The sequence below is a fragment of the Pseudomonas sp. OVF7 genome (assembly GCF_030644265.1).
GTDB lineage: Bacteria > Pseudomonadota > Gammaproteobacteria > Pseudomonadales > Pseudomonadaceae > Aquipseudomonas > Aquipseudomonas gorinensis.
On record NZ_CP128996.1, the window covers coordinates 4,476,936 to 4,494,800 of the forward strand.

The 17,865-nt window shown below is 59.1% G+C and carries 26 protein-coding genes; 7 read left to right on the forward strand and 19 right to left on the reverse strand.

Annotated features, from left to right (window positions below; translation table 11 throughout):
* Nucleotide 1 precedes the first annotated feature (1 nt).
* From QU606_RS20325 to QU606_RS20345, 5 genes are read right to left on the reverse strand one after another with little or no spacing between them, the layout of a single operon-like run.
* Nucleotides 2-367: a phage tail protein gene (locus QU606_RS20325; protein WP_304997413.1), complete on the reverse strand. Its 366-nt coding sequence runs from the start codon at nt 365-367 to the stop codon at nt 2-4.
* Nucleotides 364-942, reverse strand: a complete 579-nt coding sequence (locus QU606_RS20330) for a phage baseplate assembly protein V (protein ID WP_304997414.1) — start codon at nt 940-942, stop codon at nt 364-366. Before QU606_RS20330 ends, QU606_RS20325 begins: the two co-directional genes overlap by 4 nt.
* Entirely contained in the window at nt 939-2,045 is a 1,107-nt protein-coding gene (locus QU606_RS20335; protein WP_304997415.1) for a rhs element Vgr protein, read from the reverse strand. Before QU606_RS20335 ends, QU606_RS20330 begins: the two co-directional genes overlap by 4 nt.
* The gene (locus QU606_RS20340; RefSeq protein WP_304997416.1) at nt 2,046-3,029 is read right to left on the reverse strand and encodes a hypothetical protein; all 984 of its coding nucleotides are present in this window, start codon (nt 3,027-3,029) and stop codon (nt 2,046-2,048) included.
* 3 nt (nt 3,030-3,032) lie between these two features.
* On the reverse strand, nt 3,033-5,126 hold the full coding sequence (locus QU606_RS20345; protein WP_304997417.1) for a hypothetical protein: 2,094 nt from the start codon (nt 5,124-5,126) through the stop codon (nt 3,033-3,035).
* Nucleotide 5,127: 1 nt separating this feature from the next.
* Between QU606_RS20345 and QU606_RS20350 the strand changes: the two genes are divergently transcribed.
* Both QU606_RS20350 and QU606_RS20355 read left to right on the forward strand, forming a co-directional pair.
* Nucleotides 5,128-5,361: a hypothetical protein gene (locus QU606_RS20350; protein WP_304997418.1), complete on the forward strand. Its 234-nt coding sequence runs from the start codon at nt 5,128-5,130 to the stop codon at nt 5,359-5,361.
* Between the two features lie 3 nt (nt 5,362-5,364).
* Nucleotides 5,365-5,832 carry a hypothetical protein gene (locus tag QU606_RS20355; protein ID WP_304997419.1) on the forward strand — a complete coding sequence of 156 codons (468 nt, stop codon included), beginning with the start codon at nt 5,365-5,367 and terminating at the stop codon, nt 5,830-5,832.
* Here QU606_RS20355 and QU606_RS20360 read toward each other — a convergent pair.
* The 14 genes from QU606_RS20360 to QU606_RS20425 all read right to left on the reverse strand — a co-directional run bounded on the left by QU606_RS20360 (nt 5,822) and on the right by QU606_RS20425 (nt 15,536).
* Nucleotides 5,822-6,307, reverse strand: a complete 486-nt coding sequence (locus QU606_RS20360) for a hypothetical protein (protein ID WP_304997420.1) — start codon at nt 6,305-6,307, stop codon at nt 5,822-5,824. The genes QU606_RS20355 and QU606_RS20360 overlap by 11 nt on opposite strands.
* A gap of 3 nt (nt 6,308-6,310) precedes the next feature.
* Nucleotides 6,311-6,457: a hypothetical protein gene (locus QU606_RS20365; RefSeq protein ID WP_158276044.1), complete on the reverse strand. Its 147-nt coding sequence runs from the start codon at nt 6,455-6,457 to the stop codon at nt 6,311-6,313.
* Nucleotides 6,458-6,492: 35 nt separating this feature from the next.
* Entirely contained in the window at nt 6,493-6,900 is a 408-nt protein-coding gene (locus QU606_RS20370; RefSeq protein ID WP_304997421.1) for a hypothetical protein, read from the reverse strand.
* An 89-nt stretch (nt 6,901-6,989) separates the two neighbouring features.
* Nucleotides 6,990-7,418, reverse strand: a complete 429-nt coding sequence (locus QU606_RS20375) for a hypothetical protein (RefSeq protein WP_304997422.1) — start codon at nt 7,416-7,418, stop codon at nt 6,990-6,992.
* 27 nt (nt 7,419-7,445) lie between these two features.
* Nucleotides 7,446-7,925: an HNH endonuclease gene (locus tag QU606_RS20380; RefSeq protein WP_126589694.1), complete on the reverse strand. Its 480-nt coding sequence runs from the start codon at nt 7,923-7,925 to the stop codon at nt 7,446-7,448.
* Entirely contained in the window at nt 7,925-9,481 is a 1,557-nt protein-coding gene (locus QU606_RS20385) for a phage tail protein (RefSeq protein ID WP_304997423.1), read from the reverse strand. Before QU606_RS20385 ends, QU606_RS20380 begins: the two co-directional genes overlap by 1 nt.
* A gap of 61 nt (nt 9,482-9,542) precedes the next feature.
* The gene (locus QU606_RS20390; protein ID WP_304997424.1) at nt 9,543-9,737 is read right to left on the reverse strand and encodes a hypothetical protein; all 195 of its coding nucleotides are present in this window, start codon (nt 9,735-9,737) and stop codon (nt 9,543-9,545) included.
* A gap of 8 nt (nt 9,738-9,745) precedes the next feature.
* Nucleotides 9,746-10,567: a hypothetical protein gene (locus QU606_RS20395; RefSeq protein ID WP_304997425.1), complete on the reverse strand. Its 822-nt coding sequence runs from the start codon at nt 10,565-10,567 to the stop codon at nt 9,746-9,748.
* 1 nt (nt 10,568) lies between these two features.
* The gene (locus QU606_RS20400; RefSeq protein ID WP_277379684.1) at nt 10,569-11,207 is read right to left on the reverse strand and encodes a hypothetical protein; all 639 of its coding nucleotides are present in this window, start codon (nt 11,205-11,207) and stop codon (nt 10,569-10,571) included.
* Between the two features lies 1 nt (nt 11,208).
* Nucleotides 11,209-11,601: a hypothetical protein gene (locus QU606_RS20405; RefSeq protein ID WP_304997426.1), complete on the reverse strand. Its 393-nt coding sequence runs from the start codon at nt 11,599-11,601 to the stop codon at nt 11,209-11,211.
* A 40-nt stretch (nt 11,602-11,641) separates the two neighbouring features.
* Complete coding sequence (locus QU606_RS20410; protein WP_304997427.1) at nt 11,642-13,273, reverse strand: GDSL-type esterase/lipase family protein; 1,632 nt, start codon at nt 13,271-13,273, stop codon at nt 11,642-11,644.
* 37 nt (nt 13,274-13,310) lie between these two features.
* A complete protein-coding gene (locus QU606_RS20415; protein WP_304997428.1) occupies nt 13,311-13,556 on the reverse strand; it encodes a hypothetical protein in 246 nt (81 codons plus the stop codon).
* Nucleotides 13,557-13,607: 51 nt separating this feature from the next.
* Nucleotides 13,608-14,762, reverse strand: coding sequence for a P22 coat - protein 5 family protein (locus QU606_RS20420; protein WP_304997429.1), 1,155 nt, complete (start codon nt 14,760-14,762; stop codon nt 13,608-13,610).
* Between the two features lie 15 nt (nt 14,763-14,777).
* Nucleotides 14,778-15,536 (reverse strand): DUF6651 domain-containing protein, encoded by a 759-nt coding sequence (locus tag QU606_RS20425; protein WP_304997430.1) that lies wholly within the window; start codon nt 15,534-15,536, stop codon nt 14,778-14,780.
* Between the two features lie 183 nt (nt 15,537-15,719).
* On the opposite strand from QU606_RS20425, the gene QU606_RS20430 reads away from it, so the two are divergent.
* The 5 genes from QU606_RS20430 to QU606_RS20450 all read left to right on the forward strand — a co-directional run bounded on the left by QU606_RS20430 (nt 15,720) and on the right by QU606_RS20450 (nt 17,715).
* Nucleotides 15,720-15,974 carry a DUF3850 domain-containing protein gene (locus tag QU606_RS20430; protein WP_304997431.1) on the forward strand — a complete coding sequence of 85 codons (255 nt, stop codon included), beginning with the start codon at nt 15,720-15,722 and terminating at the stop codon, nt 15,972-15,974.
* Nucleotides 15,971-16,390 (forward strand): hypothetical protein, encoded by a 420-nt coding sequence (locus tag QU606_RS20435; RefSeq protein WP_304997432.1) that lies wholly within the window; start codon nt 15,971-15,973, stop codon nt 16,388-16,390. Before QU606_RS20430 ends, QU606_RS20435 begins: the two co-directional genes overlap by 4 nt.
* A 68-nt stretch (nt 16,391-16,458) precedes the next feature.
* Entirely contained in the window at nt 16,459-16,953 is a 495-nt protein-coding gene (locus QU606_RS20440) for a hypothetical protein (RefSeq protein ID WP_304997433.1), read from the forward strand.
* Nucleotides 16,954-17,002: 49 nt separating this feature from the next.
* A complete protein-coding gene (locus QU606_RS20445; protein WP_304997434.1) occupies nt 17,003-17,461 on the forward strand; it encodes a hypothetical protein in 459 nt (152 codons plus the stop codon).
* Between the two features lie 47 nt (nt 17,462-17,508).
* On the forward strand, nt 17,509-17,715 hold the full coding sequence (locus QU606_RS20450) for a hypothetical protein (protein WP_304997435.1): 207 nt from the start codon (nt 17,509-17,511) through the stop codon (nt 17,713-17,715).
* Nucleotides 17,716-17,865: the final 150 nt, after the last annotated feature.

Sequence of the window (17,865 nt, forward strand, 5' to 3'; positions counted from 1 at the left end):
ATCAGCGATTTACCTCAAACGAGAGCGTCACCGGCTCGCCAAGCGGCGCATCGGTGTAGCTGATAGTCACGGAAAGGGTCTGGTTGTCAGTCGAGACCGAGATAACGGGGGCTGGCTTTTTGGCAACGCAACCCTCAAGCAGGATTTGGCCGCGAATCAGAGCGATGATCTCGGGTATGTTGGTGAGCGCGCCCACGTAACGGCCAAGGCCGGCGCCATATTCCATATGGCACAGGTAATCGCCTGGGTTGGTGATCAGCCGCCGCAGAATGCGCTGCTTTCCACGCTCGATGCCCTCTGCAATCGAAAGGCTGCCCGTGGGCGACAACGATAAGTCATCCCCAACGTAGTGATTCAGGTCTTTCATGGTGTAGGCGCCCCTGTTTTGCCGCTGATGGTGCCGCCTGTGTGGATGTGGGCTTTCAGGCTGATCGTGTCGGCCTTGACGTCGCCGCCAGAGACAACAACACCTGTCGAGTCGGTCACGGTAAGGGTATGGTCCATCGTGACCGGGCCGCCCGTGAAGTGGTGGGCCGGCGCGTCATAGCTGATGGATACGGCGGAATGCAGCGTGACAGTGCCGTCGGCGTTGAACTTGAGCAGGGAGCCGGACTGGTGAACCATCCAGATTTCCCCGGACGGCACCGGCATAGGCAGATTCACGGAGTTGGTGTGCCTGGCCGTGACCTTGCCCAGGTTTGGGTCGCCAGAATCAAACGAAACGGTTACCTCGTCGCCGATCTGCGGACCAACAGCCACGCCCCAGCCGTTACCGACGCCAGGGCAATCAAGCTTGACCCAGTTTGTTTCCCGCCCTTCCGGCTGGATCGCAACCTTCACCACGCCGTTGACTGGGTCGTACCCGGTGATCGTTCCCGTCCGCGGCCCGGTGCCATCGTCACCAAGACGCTGCCTGGCCGCATTCATGAGGCTGTCGATCATGGCTGCACCAGTGAGTTGGGATTATGGTTCTTGGCGGTCAGGCTCATCGTGTAGCCCGACTCGAAGCTCATCGATCGGCGCACGGCGTCGACGTAATACAGCTGGTCGAACCCTGAACTTGTGCCTTCCTGGCGCACGATGGTGTTCGGCATCAGCAAGTTGTCGCCCGGCATCGAGCAGGACATTCGCATCTCATGGTCGGTGATCTGCTTGTGGATCTTCTGGGCCAGCAGAATCGCCTGAGCCTTGTCCAGACCATTGCGCTTTATCTCGTAGACCTGGCGCTTCGACGTGGATTGACCGGGGGAAATACCCTTGGCTGAGTTGTTCGGGTACGTCGCGGCGACCGTCTTCCCGTCCTTGTAGGAGATGACCTGAACTGTCACGCCCAGGGCTAGCGTCAGGTCGCGCTCGAAGGTGATGTCGTCGGCCGTGTTCGACTGCGGGTAGTGATAGGCGTTCGGTGCGACCCAGCGGATCGCGTACTGATCAGTGGTCTGCGGGTCGAGCGCAGGCTCGTAGTGCAGCTCATTGCCGCGAACGTAGACTTGGAACCCGTCCAGCCCGGCGAAGTAGGCCAGCGCATCCCACTCGGTGCGCTCATCAGTTACGTGCGCGTGGTCCCATTTGGTGATACCGCCGACCTGTGTTTTGGTTGCTGTGACTACCGGCGTGAGGCCGCGCCGGGTGGCCAGCAACGTGGCCACCTGGCTGGTGGTCATGTTGGCGAATTTTTCGTTGGTCTTGTGATCGATGAAGCGACTGGTGTAGTCCCGGCCGCTGATCGATACCTCAAACTTCGCCGGATGGATGGACAGGTGATCCACGGCGCCGACGATTAGCTCCTTCCAGTCCTGCGTCCCCTGATTGATCAGGCCGGCCCAGATCGAGATGTCAATCGAGGTCTGCGAGCCCCACCAACTCATGGTGTTGTAGGGTGCTGGCAAATCACTCATCACCAGCACGGCCGAGAAAGTATCGGCTGAGTAGAAGGCGTTGCTGTCGACGTCGAACGAGTAGAACGGCACATGGACACCGTTCAGGAGCAGGCGGCCGACCACCTGCCGGACGAGTTGCTCCGTCTCCTTGGTATTCAGGTCCACTTATTCACCTACTGGGATTTTGATGGTCTGGATGCCGTCGAGGCGCGGGTCGGTGATGCTGTTTGCCGCGGCGATCTCGGTCCAGCGGGACTGGTCGCCGTAGGCGTCGGCCGCGACTTTCTGCAAGCTGCTGTTGCTGGTAGTGACGCTTGACGTGCCGTTGGCCAGCGGCCCGGACAGGACGTTCTTCTGCATCCGGTCCAGCACGCTTTGCATCTGATACAGCGGCGCGAGCTGGGTCAGCGCGGCGCTCTGGCGCAGGACGTTGTTGGCGGCGCGCGCTACCGGGTTGCCGGGCACCAGGCCGCCGAGGGTTGTGATGTCGTTTACCGACGCCCCTACCTGTGCAATCACGGACTGGACAACTGCCTGTGCGGCCACCAGCGGCCTGATCACCGTTTGCACGGTGTCGATAGTCGCATTGGCAAAGCCCTGGACCTGCGAAACAGCGCTTTTCACGGTGTCGATAGCAGTCGTAACGGCGCTGGAGTTGATGATGCTGGCCAGGCCGAGCGATTCTCCAACATCGCTGTTGATCAGCGAGTCGAGTGTGCCGGACAAAGCGTTTTCGGTGACTGGCGTGTCAAGGCTCCCAACAATGAGCAAGTCGATGCTGTAGTAGCGGCGGTAGACGTGCTCAAACCGCTGATTGAACGACTGGATCAGCACGCTGAAGTAGTAGCCGTCGATGCTGAAGGCCAGCGGGGCTCCGACGTCGCGCAGGGTTTCAAGTGCGGTCACTCGCTCCCCCGCCGTCGCGCCGGTCATCCAGCCCGACCACGACAGGTTGTCGTAGTCGACACCCAGCACGTCGACGATTCGCTTACCGCCCACCAGCTTGTGAACAACCATCTGCTGCTTGGCGCCAATCGTGACCGACTCTGGAACCTCGAGCCCGGTGAACTCCACGTCGCCAACAATCAGGCGCGTGGCGAACGGGTCCCCGCCTGGGGCGAAGTTGTCCAGGAAGGAAGTGAAGCTCATCGGTTATCCCCTTGGTAGTGCTGTGCTTGGGGTTCCAGGCATCAACATGCTGCGAGTCGGGTCGAAGCCCTGGGTGCCGGTGCGCGGGCGCATGGCCTCCTTGGCTGCCCGCTGAATGACGACATCGGTCAGCTTCTTTCCGTCCAAGTACAGGTTGATGTTTTGCTCGCCGCCGCCGGACTGCTTGCCGGGAACCGGTGCAACCATCGGCGACCATGGCTCTTTCGGCTTGCCGCTGTTGCGATAGTCGTCGGCGAAGGTGGTCTTCGATATCTGCATTGACGCCGGCAGGATGGCGTTGGCCCCCGCGATCAGCGTGTTGAAGATCGTCTGCCAGCCGGTCAGGAACACCAGCGCGAAGGACTTGAAAGCCCCACCGATGTCGCCATTGAACAGCTTGACGAAGCCGGTCTTCATGTCGCTCCACATCAGCTTCAGCGCGCCGCTGATCTCCGACCAGTTGTTCCAGAGCAGGAAGGCGGCGGCGGCGATTGCAGTGACGACCAGTCCGATTGGCGTCATGAGCAGAGCGCGCCCCAGGAACAGCAGGCCCTGTCCGAGCAGTTTCAGTGGCGACAGAAACGCCATGACTATCCCGCGCAGGAAGCCTGACGTCAGGAACATGGCGACCGCCTTGAAGGCATCCACGACGAAAATTACGAGGTAGGTGCCGAATCTTGCAATCAGCGGAACCAGCGGCCCGGCAAGGAAGAACAGTGCCTGTCCGAGCAGCACAAACCCGCGCCCGGCGGCGATGATCATGTTGATCAGGCCGCCGGTGATCAGGAATGCCGACAGCCCCATGAAGGCGTATGTCAGTGCCTTGACCTTGCCGGGGTTGGCGTCGATCCAGACGGTCAGGTTCTTGATGGCGTTATTGAGACCGTCCACGGCCCTAATAGCCAGCGGGAGGATCACGTCGCCGAGCTTGAGCTGCAGATCGAGCCACTTCTTACCCAGCTCGATTTCTTTACCCGTCAGGGTGTTCTTGGCGTTCTTCTCGAGCTCATCGATGCCGGCGGCGCCGCTGTTCAGCTTATAGTTCTTTGCCATTGCGATTTGTTGCGTGTACATCGTTGAATAGAGCTGAGAGGCAGTCCTGTTGGTAAAAATCGCGCCTATCTCGTTAAGCACGTCTTGGCGCCCTGTAATGCCTTTGCTCGCAAATGCGGGCAGCATTACTGTCTGCATCCACTTCATAGGGTCGGCGATCATCAGATCACCGCCCTTAACGGCCCCAGGCTTAACCTGCTTGATGTTTCCGATTTTGTCGTAATCGACCATTTTCGGATCAAGCATGCCGATACGCATCAGCTCGTTGGCTGCGCGCTGGGTGGTGCGGCCTTGTACCAAGTTCTGATAGGCGGACATCAGGCCGGTGCCGACGCGCTGGCCGCCCATCTCTTGGATCAGCGGCTCCATCCCATAGTAAAAGTTTTCATCCTTGATGCCCTTGGCTGCCACGCCACCAGTCTTGATGAAGTTCAGGAATTCGTTAGCGCCGACTCGGCCGCCGGTCGCCGTCTGAACTTGCTGAACCATGTTTGCTTGCTTGTAGAATGCTTGCTCGCTGGCCAGGCCGCCTCGCAGCTCGATGACCTTCAGCATATCCATGAAGGCTTTATCCTTCATGCCGCCACCTTCATCGCCATAAAGAGCAGCATTGGCAAACTTCATCTTTGCCAGCAGTGGCGCAACCATCTTCGCTTCATGGAAGTCCCCGAACACAGTTTGGGCATCACGCAGAAGGCTAAGGTTTTCCCGAATGCTTGTACCGTAGGTGTTCATGCCTTTTGCAAACTGAACGGCATCAGTGGTTACTTTGTCGCCGAGCCCAAGAGAGCGAAATCGCTCAGTCTCGTTCTGAAATAGCCTTGCCTCTTCCAGGGGGGCCTTGAACATCGAGGCCAACCCCATGCCTCCGGCAAACATAGCTGCGCCGATTGCCCCCTGTTTTCCGATAGAGGCGAGCTTTGCATTCAGGGCGTCAACGTCTTGGCCGGACCTGGCAAGACTCTTGCTGATTAGCGCCATACCTGCGCTGACGTGGTTGATCAGCGACAGCTTGACAGCGACGGAATACGCCTCAAATGCCATAATGAGCTTTCCTTTTGTGGTGTTGGATCACATGGCAAATAATCAGCGCACGTATGAATGGGTGAATGGCCGAGTGCATGAGGTCGGCGTAATGAAGGCAGAAAGGCCAAGAAATCAACGCATGGGGATCCAGACCGGCCTACTCGTATTCACGCTCAGCAGCTTGGTGATGATCTTTGCCGGCGGCGCGCTGGCAGTAGTTGCGGTCATCCTCTACTCAGTCCTTTTCGGGTGAACTATGAATAAGTGGATTTTTATTTTTGTCATTGCGATAGCGCCTGCGGCCAATGCCGTAGATATGAGCAAGTCATGCACTGCCGTCGATTGTTCGGCCGGCACCAAAGCCGTCACCTATGCGCAAAAGGACGACTCCTATTACGCATGCCCAACATTTGAGCTATCCGACTACGTGAACGGCGTCATGGGCTTTGTTTCCATGACTTACGACATGACCGGCAAGCTGCCAAACGTATCTCCGAAGACCGGCGAGCCCGAGTACACCGGACAAACAAAGGATATGATCGACAAATGGCGATCGGCGGCGAAGGTTTCATCGTTTGATGAAGCAACAGCTAAGTGCAGTGAAGGCAAGAACAAGATGCAGGTAATCGTAATGAACTCACCTGAAAGCGGCCTATCTGTGTGGGTCGCCGACCAGAAACAGAACGCCTTCTGGCTTCCGCGAGGTCACCTGTTCAAACGCTAGAGTCGTACCCAAGCGATGCGTGGATAGCCTGGCCGCCGATCAGCCCTGCTACCGTCGCGGCGCCCAGCGTGCGCCGGATGAACTCTTTGTTTGTCAGCAGTGCCGGCCCCATCACTGGGCGAGCCGGCATTTTTGGCGTCCCGAATTCGTGGTAGACCATCTTCGGGTCGGTTGAGCCGATCACAGCCTCCAATATGCCAGTGGTGTGCGTAATGCTGGCCTGCATGGCGCCGCTGGCCAGGAGCGGCGAATCGGCCGGGTAGCCCATCTTCGCCTTGTGCTCTTCGGTAGACTCGGCCAGCTCAGCCCAGGCGGGGAAAGGACCAATACCTGCCTGGTAGTGGCCGATCTCTGATTTTGCGGTCTGCTCAACGCGCACGGCGCACTTCTCAAGCCCGGCGTGCAGGCTGGCAAGCAATGCAACCTCTTGCCCCGCCATATGCAGCGCTAGGCTGCCCAGGTCTTTGAACTCCATGGCTTAATCCTTCTTGTCGAACTGCATGCTGTGCCAGTTCCAGACGCCCGAGCCCTCGAATTCCGAGAACATGATGGAGAAGGCAAAGCGCTCGTAGTCTTCCAGCGGCCCACAATCAAACAAACTACCGAACGGAACCCCGTTTTTCACCAGCCAGCAATCCCGGCGAAACTCGGGGTTCGTTGCTAGTTTTTTGCTGCGGCCTGCTCGGCGTTAAGCCCTTCCTGCAGTGCTTTGGCATCCGCTTCAGCCTTGGCAGCCTTGTACTTCTCTTCGAAGTGCTCGTTGATGGCGTGCATGCCCTCTTCGCCCAGCTCCTGCAGCACGGCTTCGATCTGCTTGTTGGTCTGCGGCAGGCCGAACATGGCGTCGTCGATATAGACGACCATGGCGGCCGGCAGTGCGAAGCCCGACATGTAGGTCTGGTTGCCGGCGATTTCACCGCCGACGGCCATCACGATCCGACCCTGTTCCAGCGGGCCCAGCTTGCGGAGCTGAATGGTTCGGCCCAGGCTGTCGTGGATCGTGGTGAACTTGGGTTTCTGGTCAACGTGGACCGGTGCAGCGGATTCGGTAACTTTTACGGTAGCCATGGGTAAAACCTCTGGTCAGTGAGTCGTCAAGGAGCATGGCGTGCGGGGTGACGAATCCCGCGCCCTGCCGGGCTGCCATGCAAACAGGGTTAGGAAACTTTTTGACGACGGCGGGCGGTGAAGGACATCGACTGGCGGATCGTCTTGTCGCCTTCCTTCTTGCCGGCATCCTCAAGTTTCAGGATCACGTGGATATAGCGCCAGGTAGTTTGGCCGCCGCCGACCTCCTGAATGGTCTCAGTGATCGTGGCAGCGCCCTGGTTGACCCCTGCGTAGTAGTCGCTTTCAAACTGCGCCCACCAGTCATCGAGGGTGGAATCGACGCGCTCAGCTTCGAACGTGCCGGTCCAGCCTTTAGGGATCATCAGCTCATCGGTTTGGCCGTTGAGCGGCGTAATTTCCTGGTTGGTGACCTTCGGTTTCGAATCGAAGGACATGATCTTGCTCAGCCTGATCGGGCCGTTGGGGGTGTTGATGTCGATCGCGACGTCTTTCCCCGTGTTGTATCCACCTTGCATGGCGCTCTCCAAACGAAAAACCCGGCGCTAGGCCGGGCTGGGAATGTGATTTGGTCTTGCGAACTCGCCGAACATCTCTATTGCGGCGCGGTTGTAAGCTTTTGCGGCCTCAATCTCGTCCGTGAAATACCCAAGGTAAGTTCGCTTCCCAGACTTTCGGATATACGCCATCCAGCGCTTACATCCTTTCAGCCAAGCAACCCCCTTATAAACGGAGCTGCAACCAGTTCTCGGCTTGCTGTTCGCGTTATTGTCGGTTCTCGTGGCTAGACGAAGATTCGCCCGGGTGTTGTTGAGCTTGTTGCCGTCGGCGTGGTCAATATCGAACCCCTCGAACTCGCCCATCACCTCACGGTGCATGTAAAGCGCAGTTTTTGTCCCGTCCGAGTGCCTGACACGCCGAACCACATAGCCGTGGTTGACGTGCCACTTCTCAGTCGACACGCGTTCAAAGTCTTCGTCATCAACTAGCGCCGTCTGCCCGCACGGCAGAATCAGCGCTTTCATTACTGCCTCGGCGTAGCGGAAGCAACGATGGAAACGCTTTGCCCTGCCTCTAAATTCACGAGGAAGTAGCGGATCACGGACAGGTACTTGACCTGCACGTCGGCCTGCATGTAGCCCAGGGCAACGCGCGAGTCTGGGTTGTTTGCGGCGTCGATCTGCACCGAGAAGGCCGGGCCGCCGTTGACGTCACCGATCATCCCCTGCTGCGCCAGCGTCTGGAGGAAGCTTTCCATGGTCGACTTGGTGGTGCGGCGCACATCCGGGGTCTGCAGCTGGCCGATCACGCCGCCGAACGAGGCGGCAATGGTCAGCGAGATGAAGTTGGTCATCCGGGTGTAGTTGTCACCGTTTACCGCCGAGTTGCTGGAGCAGTTCAGGCCGGACCGGTGGCCGAAGTAGCTGCCGCCCGGGCATGGATTGGTGATGACGTCCAGGCGCGCGGTATTGATCGCGCCGATTTCAGCAATGCTGTACGGCTGCTGGGCCAGGTTGCGCTGAGTCGATACCGCGTTGGTGATCGGCTTGTTCAGGGCATTCTGGTGAGGCGACAGGGCGGCGATCTTGGCGGCGGCGAACGTGGCCGGCGCGATCATGCGCTGTTGACCGTTCACCTGGTCCTGCCAGTAGACCCAGTCGCCACACATAACCTTCAGCGCGTAGCTGTCACAGCCGGCGGTCGTCAGCGCGGTAGCGACGGTGGTGTAGGAAGCACCGGCAACGCCCTGAGTTACCATGTAGCAGCCTTCGGACAGGCCGTAGGTCAGCATGGTTGGCCACTGGGTGCTGTCGGTAACGTCGACCAGGTTAGCAACCTGTGCACCGGTGCCGCGCAGGGAGTACATGCCCTTGCGAGCCGAGCCGATCACGCCGTCAACGCCGATCAAGACAGCATCGGTCAGCGTAGTGTTGCCGGAAGTGCCCGAAGTGAACGCAACGGTCTGGGTCAGTGCGACCGGAGCCAGCGTAGTAGCGCCGACGGTAGCTACGACGAGCTGCGAAGGACCGCGAACGCCGGATTGGCCGTTGTTCACTGCGCTGACGATGTTCTGCCACAACGCCAGGCCGGAACCGGTGATGTTGTCGAACACTTCAGGCGACACGCCTGGCAGCGAAATGGTCAGCTTCCAGCTCGATGCGGCCGAACCGGTGGCCAAGGTCGCGCTGAGCGAGTTGCCCAGAGTGCCGGTGTAGAAAGCGGTCAGGGTTGCGCCGGTCGCGGCGGCAGTGTCCTTGAGCGTGCTAGTAGCCGCGGTGTCGGTGCCATCGGTCACGCGCACGGCGCGGATGTTTGCGGCGCCGACTTGGATCGATACAGCGATAGCAGTGCACAGGTCGTACTTGCGCACGGTCTGGGTGCCGAACTTCTGAGATGCATCACCTGGCGAGCCAATCAAGGTGGCACTGTTCACCGGGCCCCAGTCAGCAATGCCAACGATGCCCAGAATGTCAGTGGCCACACCGTTGATGTAGCGGGTTTTTGGTGGCTGGATCTGGATATACAAATCGGGCGCCTGAAGTGCCGCCGTGTTCAAGCTGCCTGCCGGGTAAATGGGCATGGCGTCCTCCTAATGAAAAAGCCGCCTCAGTGGGCGGCTTCTTGTGTGTGGGTTTCGCTTGTTAGGCGGCGACTTTCAGAACCTTGCCATCACAGTCACCGGCCAGGACGGCGGCAACTTCAGCGGCATCGGAGATTTCTTGACCAACCTGATAGTCAGCGAAGGCGAACTTCACTACCAGCTTGTACGGTGAGGACGCAGCTTTAGCCTTTGTGGCCGGCGCAGCGACTGGGGTATCTGGAGTATCGGAGTCCATGGCGGGCCTCAAGGGTTGAGCGTTTTAATGGTTTGCCCAGACTGGGCGTTAACGATGTTCAGCACTGGCGCGATCACTTCGGCCGCATTCAGCACTTGAGTTGTGGCGTAATCGATCATGTAGAACAGGTCGACTCGGTAGAGGTCGGCCTTTTGTAGCTGGTCGGTCATCAGTTGGCCGTTGCCGGTGATCACACCGAACGAGCCGTCAATGAACGAGATGTTGTTGCTGTCGGACAGCGCAGAGTCGAGCGGGCTTGCCACTGCGTCACGCGCCTGCGGGCTGTTTGCCCACACGGTGATCTGCACCGGCTGTTCCTGCCGCTTCGTCTCCTTGTAGGCAGTACCGAAGCCTCCGACCCTGGCAAAGACGCCATGTGCGCCCGTGAGCGTGATGACCGGGCCAATGCTGGAAGCGCCAGGAATCATCGACGCCAGTGCCGTGGCAGCAGTCGTGAGCGTGTCTGACTGCTGTACGGCGTACACATAGCTGAAGCCATCCCGATTGATCAGGATATTCTGGGGCGAGATCGTGCCCGAAAGCGTCACAACCCCACCGACAACCGTCATTACCAGCGTGTGCACCGGCGCCGTCAGTGGAATCCACGTCCGCCCCAAGTATCGGGTGGTTTTGCGGTCCTTGCCGTGCGGGTAGATGCTGATGTGCGCCAAGCCATTGGCGAGATCCGTCTCCAACTGGTTCGGCACAGGCCATCCTGGGTAAACCCGCAGCGGGACACCTGCAACGCTTGGCTGCCCGGTGCCGTTCGGGTAAACCAAAGCGGCGACCTGGGCGGCGACCTGCTTGAGTACGTCGGTCAGACTCGCCATATCACACCTGCGCCTGCATTGCGGTAATGCGCCAGCCCATATCGGTCAGTTCAGCGCTCGAAATCACGTACTTGCGGCCCAATTCGCATCGGATCACATCGCTGGTGCGCAGGATGATGCCCGGATAGGCCGGCATAAGGATCAGCCACCACGGGGTTTTCACGTCCAGTGGCAGCTTTGCGTCGTTCGTCTCGCCCTTCGTGCCCTGCAAGATGCTGGCGGGCCAGCCCTGCATGAGCGACACCTCAGTCGCCCGTGTACCGCCCGAGTAGGCACCAAGGCCAATGCTTTGGTCCTGATGATCGCGCAATACGCTGACAACGCGATTAGTCTGCACGCAGTAGATCGGAAGCGTGTCCTGCATGGCGGCGATGAAGAATGTTCCCTGTCGGCCGACGAGGAAGTCGCCAACCTCAAACGGTCGAGCGTCGAACAGGCCAAGCCAGGTAGCCTGGCCGTACTTGTTCGGCGCGGAGTAGCTGAAATTCGTGGTAAACGACGCGGGCAGCGTCTGCAAAGCGGTTGACGACAGCGGGTTACTGGCGCTAGTAGCGCGAAATTGCTGGTAGTCGAAACCGATACGCTTGGCTGCCTTGCCATAACCGATGTAAATCTTGGCCTGGAGCTTCGTGCCGTCCATGTCACCCCCTGGCCATACTGATCCCGCCATTGCCCAGCGACGGGCCTGGCGGAACGCCGAGGAAGCCGCACAACTCGCGGCGCCAGATCCGGTAAAGGCTCATCCGATCCGACACCTCGTTCTTGTTGTGCACCCAGACGGCGGCCTGGTCGGTGTCCAGGTTCTCGGTAGACGACAGCACGTCAGTCTCAAGACCTGCAATTTTGGTCAGGAAGGCCGTCATCGTGACGATCTCTTCCGGGCGCAGGCTGTCGAGCCGGTGGTTCAGCGTCTGCCAAATCATCGGCGCCACCCAGCCCCATGCGGTATCGCGCCTATCGTCGAGCGTCACGTCACCCTGCATCGGGTAGCCGGCATAGCGGCGGGCGTCCGACTTTTGCTGATCGGTAAGCATGCGCGGCTCCGTATTCAGTGTTAGCGCTGTGACTGCCTAATTACAGGCTAGCCACAACTGGGGCGATGATGCCCGCGACGATTGCATACCCGGCATCGGTCAAATGGATTTGATCGGCAGCGAAATACGTCAGGTTTGTTGGGTCTTTCAAGCGGCTGTCAGAAGCTACGTCTGCGATCCCATCGGCAAAGCTCGCGTAGTTGTCGCGGATCAGGCCGTTGACAGCCAAATAGTCGACTCCAAACCCGGCGTAGCTGCCAAGGCGAGGCAAGCAAGTAGCAACCACCACCTTGTAGCCACGCGCCTGTCGCGCCTTGCAGTAGGCGACGATCTTGTCATAGGCCGCTGCGCTGCTGGCGCTTGTCGCAAGCGTGTTGGTGACTTCCCACGCCACGCAGATATTCTTTGGCTGGGCCGCCGGGAGCCAAAACAGGTCGCCAAAGGCTGGCGTCCCGGAAAGCATCTGGTCGGTGGTTCGCCCAGGGAATGCATCCGTGCGGACGTCGTAGTTATTGGCACCCAACAGGCTCCACAGCACACTTGGGTAGTTGGTTCCGGTCACAGACGTTGTCTGGGTCGGGCCGCCGGTGCTGTTCGTACCGGATGTCAGGCTGTTGCCAGCACACAGCAGGAACTTCTTGGAGTGGAAACCCCACTTTGCCGCCAGATAGTCATAAACCATCCGGTATTGCTCGTTGGTGAGCGCGGTATTCCAGATCAGAATTTCACTGATGCTGCCTGGCCATGCAAAACCGCCGGCTGCGATGTCGCCAATGGTCAAAACGCCGGTCAAGCCAAGCGTGCCAGTCGCGGTGATGACGTTGTTATTGGCAGAAGCGCCGCCTGGCGCAGCACTGACCGAGTTGAAATACCGGTCATATTCGTAGGTGAACGATGTTGCGCGATAGACCAGGGCGTCGATCCCGCTCGTATTGACGTAGGGGGTGATCGACGGCGCCGGGGAAACACCAGCAAGCGAAAAGCTGCTGCTTTTGGCTGAATCATTGCGCTGCAAGTACAGGCGGTTCGAGGCAGAGCCAAGGACGACCTTGTTGGCCGCGCCACCACTCGCTGCGCTCACGATGAAAATCGTCATCCCGGTGTCGTACGTGCTATCCAGAAACGACGGGGTGACAAACTTGCTATTGCCGTTGAAGTTTATCGTTGGTCGGCCATTCATGCCGGCAGGGCTATAAGTCGGAAAGGTTCCGCTCGCCGTGCCTGAGTTGCTGTTGCCGCTCCGATCAGGCCATATCCCGATCTGATCGCCACTGTTGGCGACCTTTGCGGCATAGCTGGCGGTGTACATGGGCTGAGATGCGTCGAGCCACATCTTCAGGCCTGGAATCTGGTCTGGGGTTATTGATACTGCCGAGCTGGTAGCTAAAAGCTTGTTCAGCGAGCTATCGACGGCCAGAACCTTGTTGTTGTCAGTGCTGACTGTGATGCTGCCGGTAGAGCACGTGACCAGAAAGCGCTGCTGCCCAACAAACGGGCCGACAGAGGAAAGCCCGTTTGCGTCTACAGGCCAAGACTTGATTGCGTTATTACCACCCAGCGCCTGGTCAAGGCGATAAATGACGCCGACGGTGCCTGCCACCCCCTGTGCACTTAGGGTGTAGCCCTCATCTAGCGTTACTACCGCTTTGTCGCCGGCCGAAATGGTCTTCATCGCTTGTTCCTTCACATGTTGGCTTTCGATTTAACGCTTACACGGCCGCATCGAGCAGGGCCTGGAGAGCGGCTTGGTCAGCGTCGTCTTCGAAGGCAATGCCTTTCTCGGTCAGGGCGGCCTTGGTATCGGCAAGCAGCTTGGCCGCCTTTACTTCCTTGGCCGACGGCTTCTTACTACCGTACAGCTCGTGAACGTTTTCGTCGAAATCTGACTCATTGATCAGCACAAAGTCGCCCTGACCTTCGCCCCACGGCTTAACTTGAATGGTGTTGTCGCTCATGCTCTTCTCCGGGAAGGTGTGAGCCCGAGGCCGAAGCCCCGGGCGCAGTCATTACGCCAACAGCAGCGCGGTGTGTTCAGGCTTGACCATCGCAACACCCCAGGCCAGTGCAATTTCGTACTGGATCTGACGATATTGCTTGTACAGCGAGATCTCGAACGACAGGCCGCTCACTGGGTCGGTGATGATCATGCGGTCGGAGGCGCTGTCGCCGCCTTCTGGGAGTGCCGGGGCGCGGGTGGCAACAGCCAGGGCCGAGCGGGCAAACGCCATGTTGCGGGTGGTCGCGGCAATCACGGTGATCGCGGTTGCGGAGGCAGCGATTGCCTTGCGCAGGCCTGGAGCAGCCAGAACGATGGTGCCACCGTTCGAGACGTCAGTATCGCCAGTCAGTACGACGTACTTGTTGGTGTCGCCGGCGAAGGTGATCACGTCACCAGCCAGAACGGTGCCCGTACCGGCCGAGGCCAGGGTGATGGTGGTAGCGCCGACGGCATAGCCAGCGGTGTTGGTAGTGGCAGAAGCGCCAGTACCAGCAATCACGGTCTTGACCTGCGCGGATTCGCGAATAGCGAAGCCATGCACGTCGAGCAGCACGCCACGACGCAGCATGGAGGTGTCAGCGGCCTCGTTCGCCTTGGTCAGTTGACCCAGGGTACGCATGCTGGCGCCGGCGGTGGTGTCCAGCACCATCTGCAGGTCGCTCATCGGAGCACCGTTGTCCGACAGGATTTTGCGCATCTGCGCCGCTTCTGCCAGGTTGGTGGCGAACGGGACGGTACCCGGAGTGCCGTAGGCACGGGACGACTTCAGGCACAGGTTGGCGATGTCGGACTCGACTTCGTTGACCAGAGCACGCATGCCCTGGGCGAGCTGGTCGCGCAGGATCACGTTGTACGAGGCGCCGTTGTTGTCCAGGCCGCGTTTCTCTTCACCGTTCCAACGCACCGGTACACGGCGAGCCTTGGTAATGGTCATCGACACAGAGCCGATGGTCTGGTCGCCGTCGTTTGGCGGGGTCACGGCCGGGGTGATGTCGGTCGCGGTTGCGGCCGGCGCCACTGGCGAGGTGACGGTTTGACCCACGGCTGCGCGGTCATAGGTCATGTCGGACGATACGGCGGGGATGAAGCCCACCAGTTCGCGCGAGACGACGTCCAGCGCGTTGTAGATGGTGGTTGTCAGGCCGGTGAGAGTGTTGCTCATGGATTACTCCTGGGATCAGTCGGTAACATCACCGCCCGCAGACACGTGCGCATGCTTGCCCACTGGGTCAAGTGCGTCGAACTGAGAGCGAGAGAGGGATTTTTTGCCGTTGCCGCCATTCCCACCGTTGTTAGAAGCGCCGGAGCCAGAAGCCCCGGAGCCCTTCAAGATGTGATCGCGGTGCGGGTATTGCTCAACAAGGGTTTCGATTGCTTCATCGAAGTCAGCGATTTCACCTGGACGCGCGCGGCTGAATATCTTGTTGCCGTGGTTGTCGTAGGCGACAGTTTTGCCGTCTTCGATCTTGAAGGCGGAGCCGAAACGGGACTGGACCAGGTCTGCGGGGATTGCCAGCTTCTCGCCGATGTACTTGGAACGGCTGAATGCACCGCCGATCTTTTCTTCGTAGAGCTGCTTTTCGAACGTCGATGCTTTTGTGCCGAGATCATCAAGCTGGGCCTGATAGGCTTTGCTGATTTCACCCTTCACCTTCTCGATCTCACCGGCATCCACCAGCTTTTTGGAATCGAGGTTGGCAACGATTTCCAGGGCTTTCTTGGCGGCAGCGCCGTCCTCAATCCCATCGAACGCTTTCAGGGCCTTTTCAGCCGCTTCTTTGCCTTCGCGGTGGGTCTTGGCTTCGGTGTTCAGCCGGGTAATCGTGGCGACGGTGCTGACCGCATCAAATGCGACCTCTTTGCCATCGTCGTGCACGTACACAGGCTTGCCGTCTTGCAGAACTGCGTGGCCTTGGTCATCCAATTTCAGCTTCATTGATGCTTCTCCGGGCATCCGCCCATTTGTTGAGCCATCCGGCCCGCTGCGGCGCTATCCATCCGGAATCGCGCCCAATAAAAAGCCCCGTCATGGACGAGGCTTGTATGAATCGTTTTTGCTGCACTCAGGCAGCGGTACCGGCGATGGCGTCGTCGTAACGCTTGCTGAGGATGAATGCGTATGCTGCATGAACTCAAGATCCGTAAATGCTTTTTCGATCCGGTTCTGGAGAGAATCAAGACGTTTGAGATTCGCCGGAACAATGATCGCGGCTTCCAGGCTGGTGACGAGGTTCTGTTTCACGAAGTCAGTGAAATCAGCCACAACGTGACTACCGGTCGCCAGGCGAAGGGGCGCATCACCTACGTTCTAAACTACGAACAGAAAGAGGACTACGTGGTCTTCGCGTTCGAACTGTACGGAGCCAAGCCATGACCACCAAACAAACGATTGACGGCGTGCTGGTGTCGCGTGAGCTGCTGGAGCGCTTCGTTTCCGATGTAGAGGCCCATAACTATGGGTTTGAAGGGCTGGATGAGGTGCGCGCCCTGCTGGATGAGCCTTCAGAATGCAGGTGCAAGCGCTATGGAAAGGGCAACCCTCACTGGCCGTGCCCAGTCCACCCGGTCAAGCCTTCCGACCAGCACCAGGGCGTGCCCGTTGTTCTCATGGAGCTGGTGGAGAACAAGACCTATGGCGGCATGCACATAGCCAAGTGGGACAACCCTGGCGGGCTCAAGGAGGGTTCTCACAGGCTCTACGCCGAGCAGCCCACGCCGGTAGCTGTACAGATTTGCGATTGCAACCAAGGCCGCTTGCCTTGCAACGGCAAGTGCAAGCCTACGAGCTGAAACACCTAAACCCCTCTCTGCAACCCCTCCCCCTTCAAAGTCAGCCGCTATAGCGGCAAGGAACCCCCATGCTCGACGCAAACATCCACGACTCACTGAGCACACTCACCGCAAGCCAGTTAGCCAAGCTTCTTGTCATGCGCAAAGGGCTTCAGTTCGGTTACGCCTACAAATTCACCGACGATGATGGTCAGGGCGTCAATATTGACAATGCGTTTCTGACCTCCGCGACCGGCGATCTGCTCGACACTCTGTTTGACGAAAACGACCACGATGACGCTATCAACGAGGTGCGTTACGGGGCGGTGGATGTCGGTGGAATTGCAGAATGGAGCCACTACAGTTGGGGGCGCAATTACGAGGTCGATGTTAAGGCCTTCATCCTGCCCGATGGCCGTGCTCTCGCTTTTTGTGAAATGAGCGGAGGCGGGAAACATGGTGAGCCAAACGCCTACCCCTGGGTCGAAGAGGCAAAATTCATCAAGGTCTCCGGCGTCGAAGAGCGCGTCATAAAGACCTACAAGTTCGAGGAGATTCCGGAAGCTCCCGTGGTGACACCATGATCGCCACCCTCGGGTTCGCCTACGTCTTCATCTACAAGGGGCCGAGGCCATGAGCGACGTACCTATTGAGCCGCAGGACTATCTGTACGGCGTGAAGGTTGTGCAGATTGAAGATCTCCGAGTTGCGCGTGGCATGACCCGGCGCCCGGCGAGCACCTGCCGACACAAGAAGCTGGTGTACGACGAAAAGGAGCGCCGTGTCTGGTGCAGCGATTGCGAAGCCGAGGTCGAGCCATTCGACGCGTTCATGGGCATCGTCGAGGTGTTCAGCGGCGGCATGAGTTCGCTGAAGCGCCGCCAGCGTGAACTGTCCGAGGCCGAGAGCTTCCAGATACGCAGCCGCGCCGCAAAGGTTATGGACGAAGCCTGGCGCAGCACGAAGATGGCGCCGCTGTGCCCTCATTGCACGACCGCGATTCTCCCCGAAGACGTAGTCGGTGGAGTGGCCAGCACATCGAAAGCCTTGGTCATCGCGGCCCGAAAGCGGAAAGCAGCAAAAAAGCCCTAACCCCAATCCCCCTACATGCCTGCCGTACCCCGGCAAGGAGCTTCGTCATGTCTCACATTGAATTGCGTGAAGCCCAGGCACTCGCGGCGCACATGCTTGAGTCTGCCTCGCACCTGCCCCGCTGCATGTTCGACGAGCGCGGGCCGGTTGAGACCGTCGCTTGCAACCTTGAGGAAACTGCGCTGAATCGCCCGGCTGATTACGCCAAAGGCCTGCTGCAGGTGATCGAGGTAGTCCGCCATGGCCTCTGTTGAGCTGCACGGCCGGAGCATTACACCATTTGAGCAGGGCTTCCTGGCCTTCATCAAAGGTGTAGGCCCCAAAGAGAACCCATTCGACGGGGATAAGTCACCCGTCTCTAACCATCGCTGGGCAGCCGGCTGGAACAAAGCACAGCGTGAAGC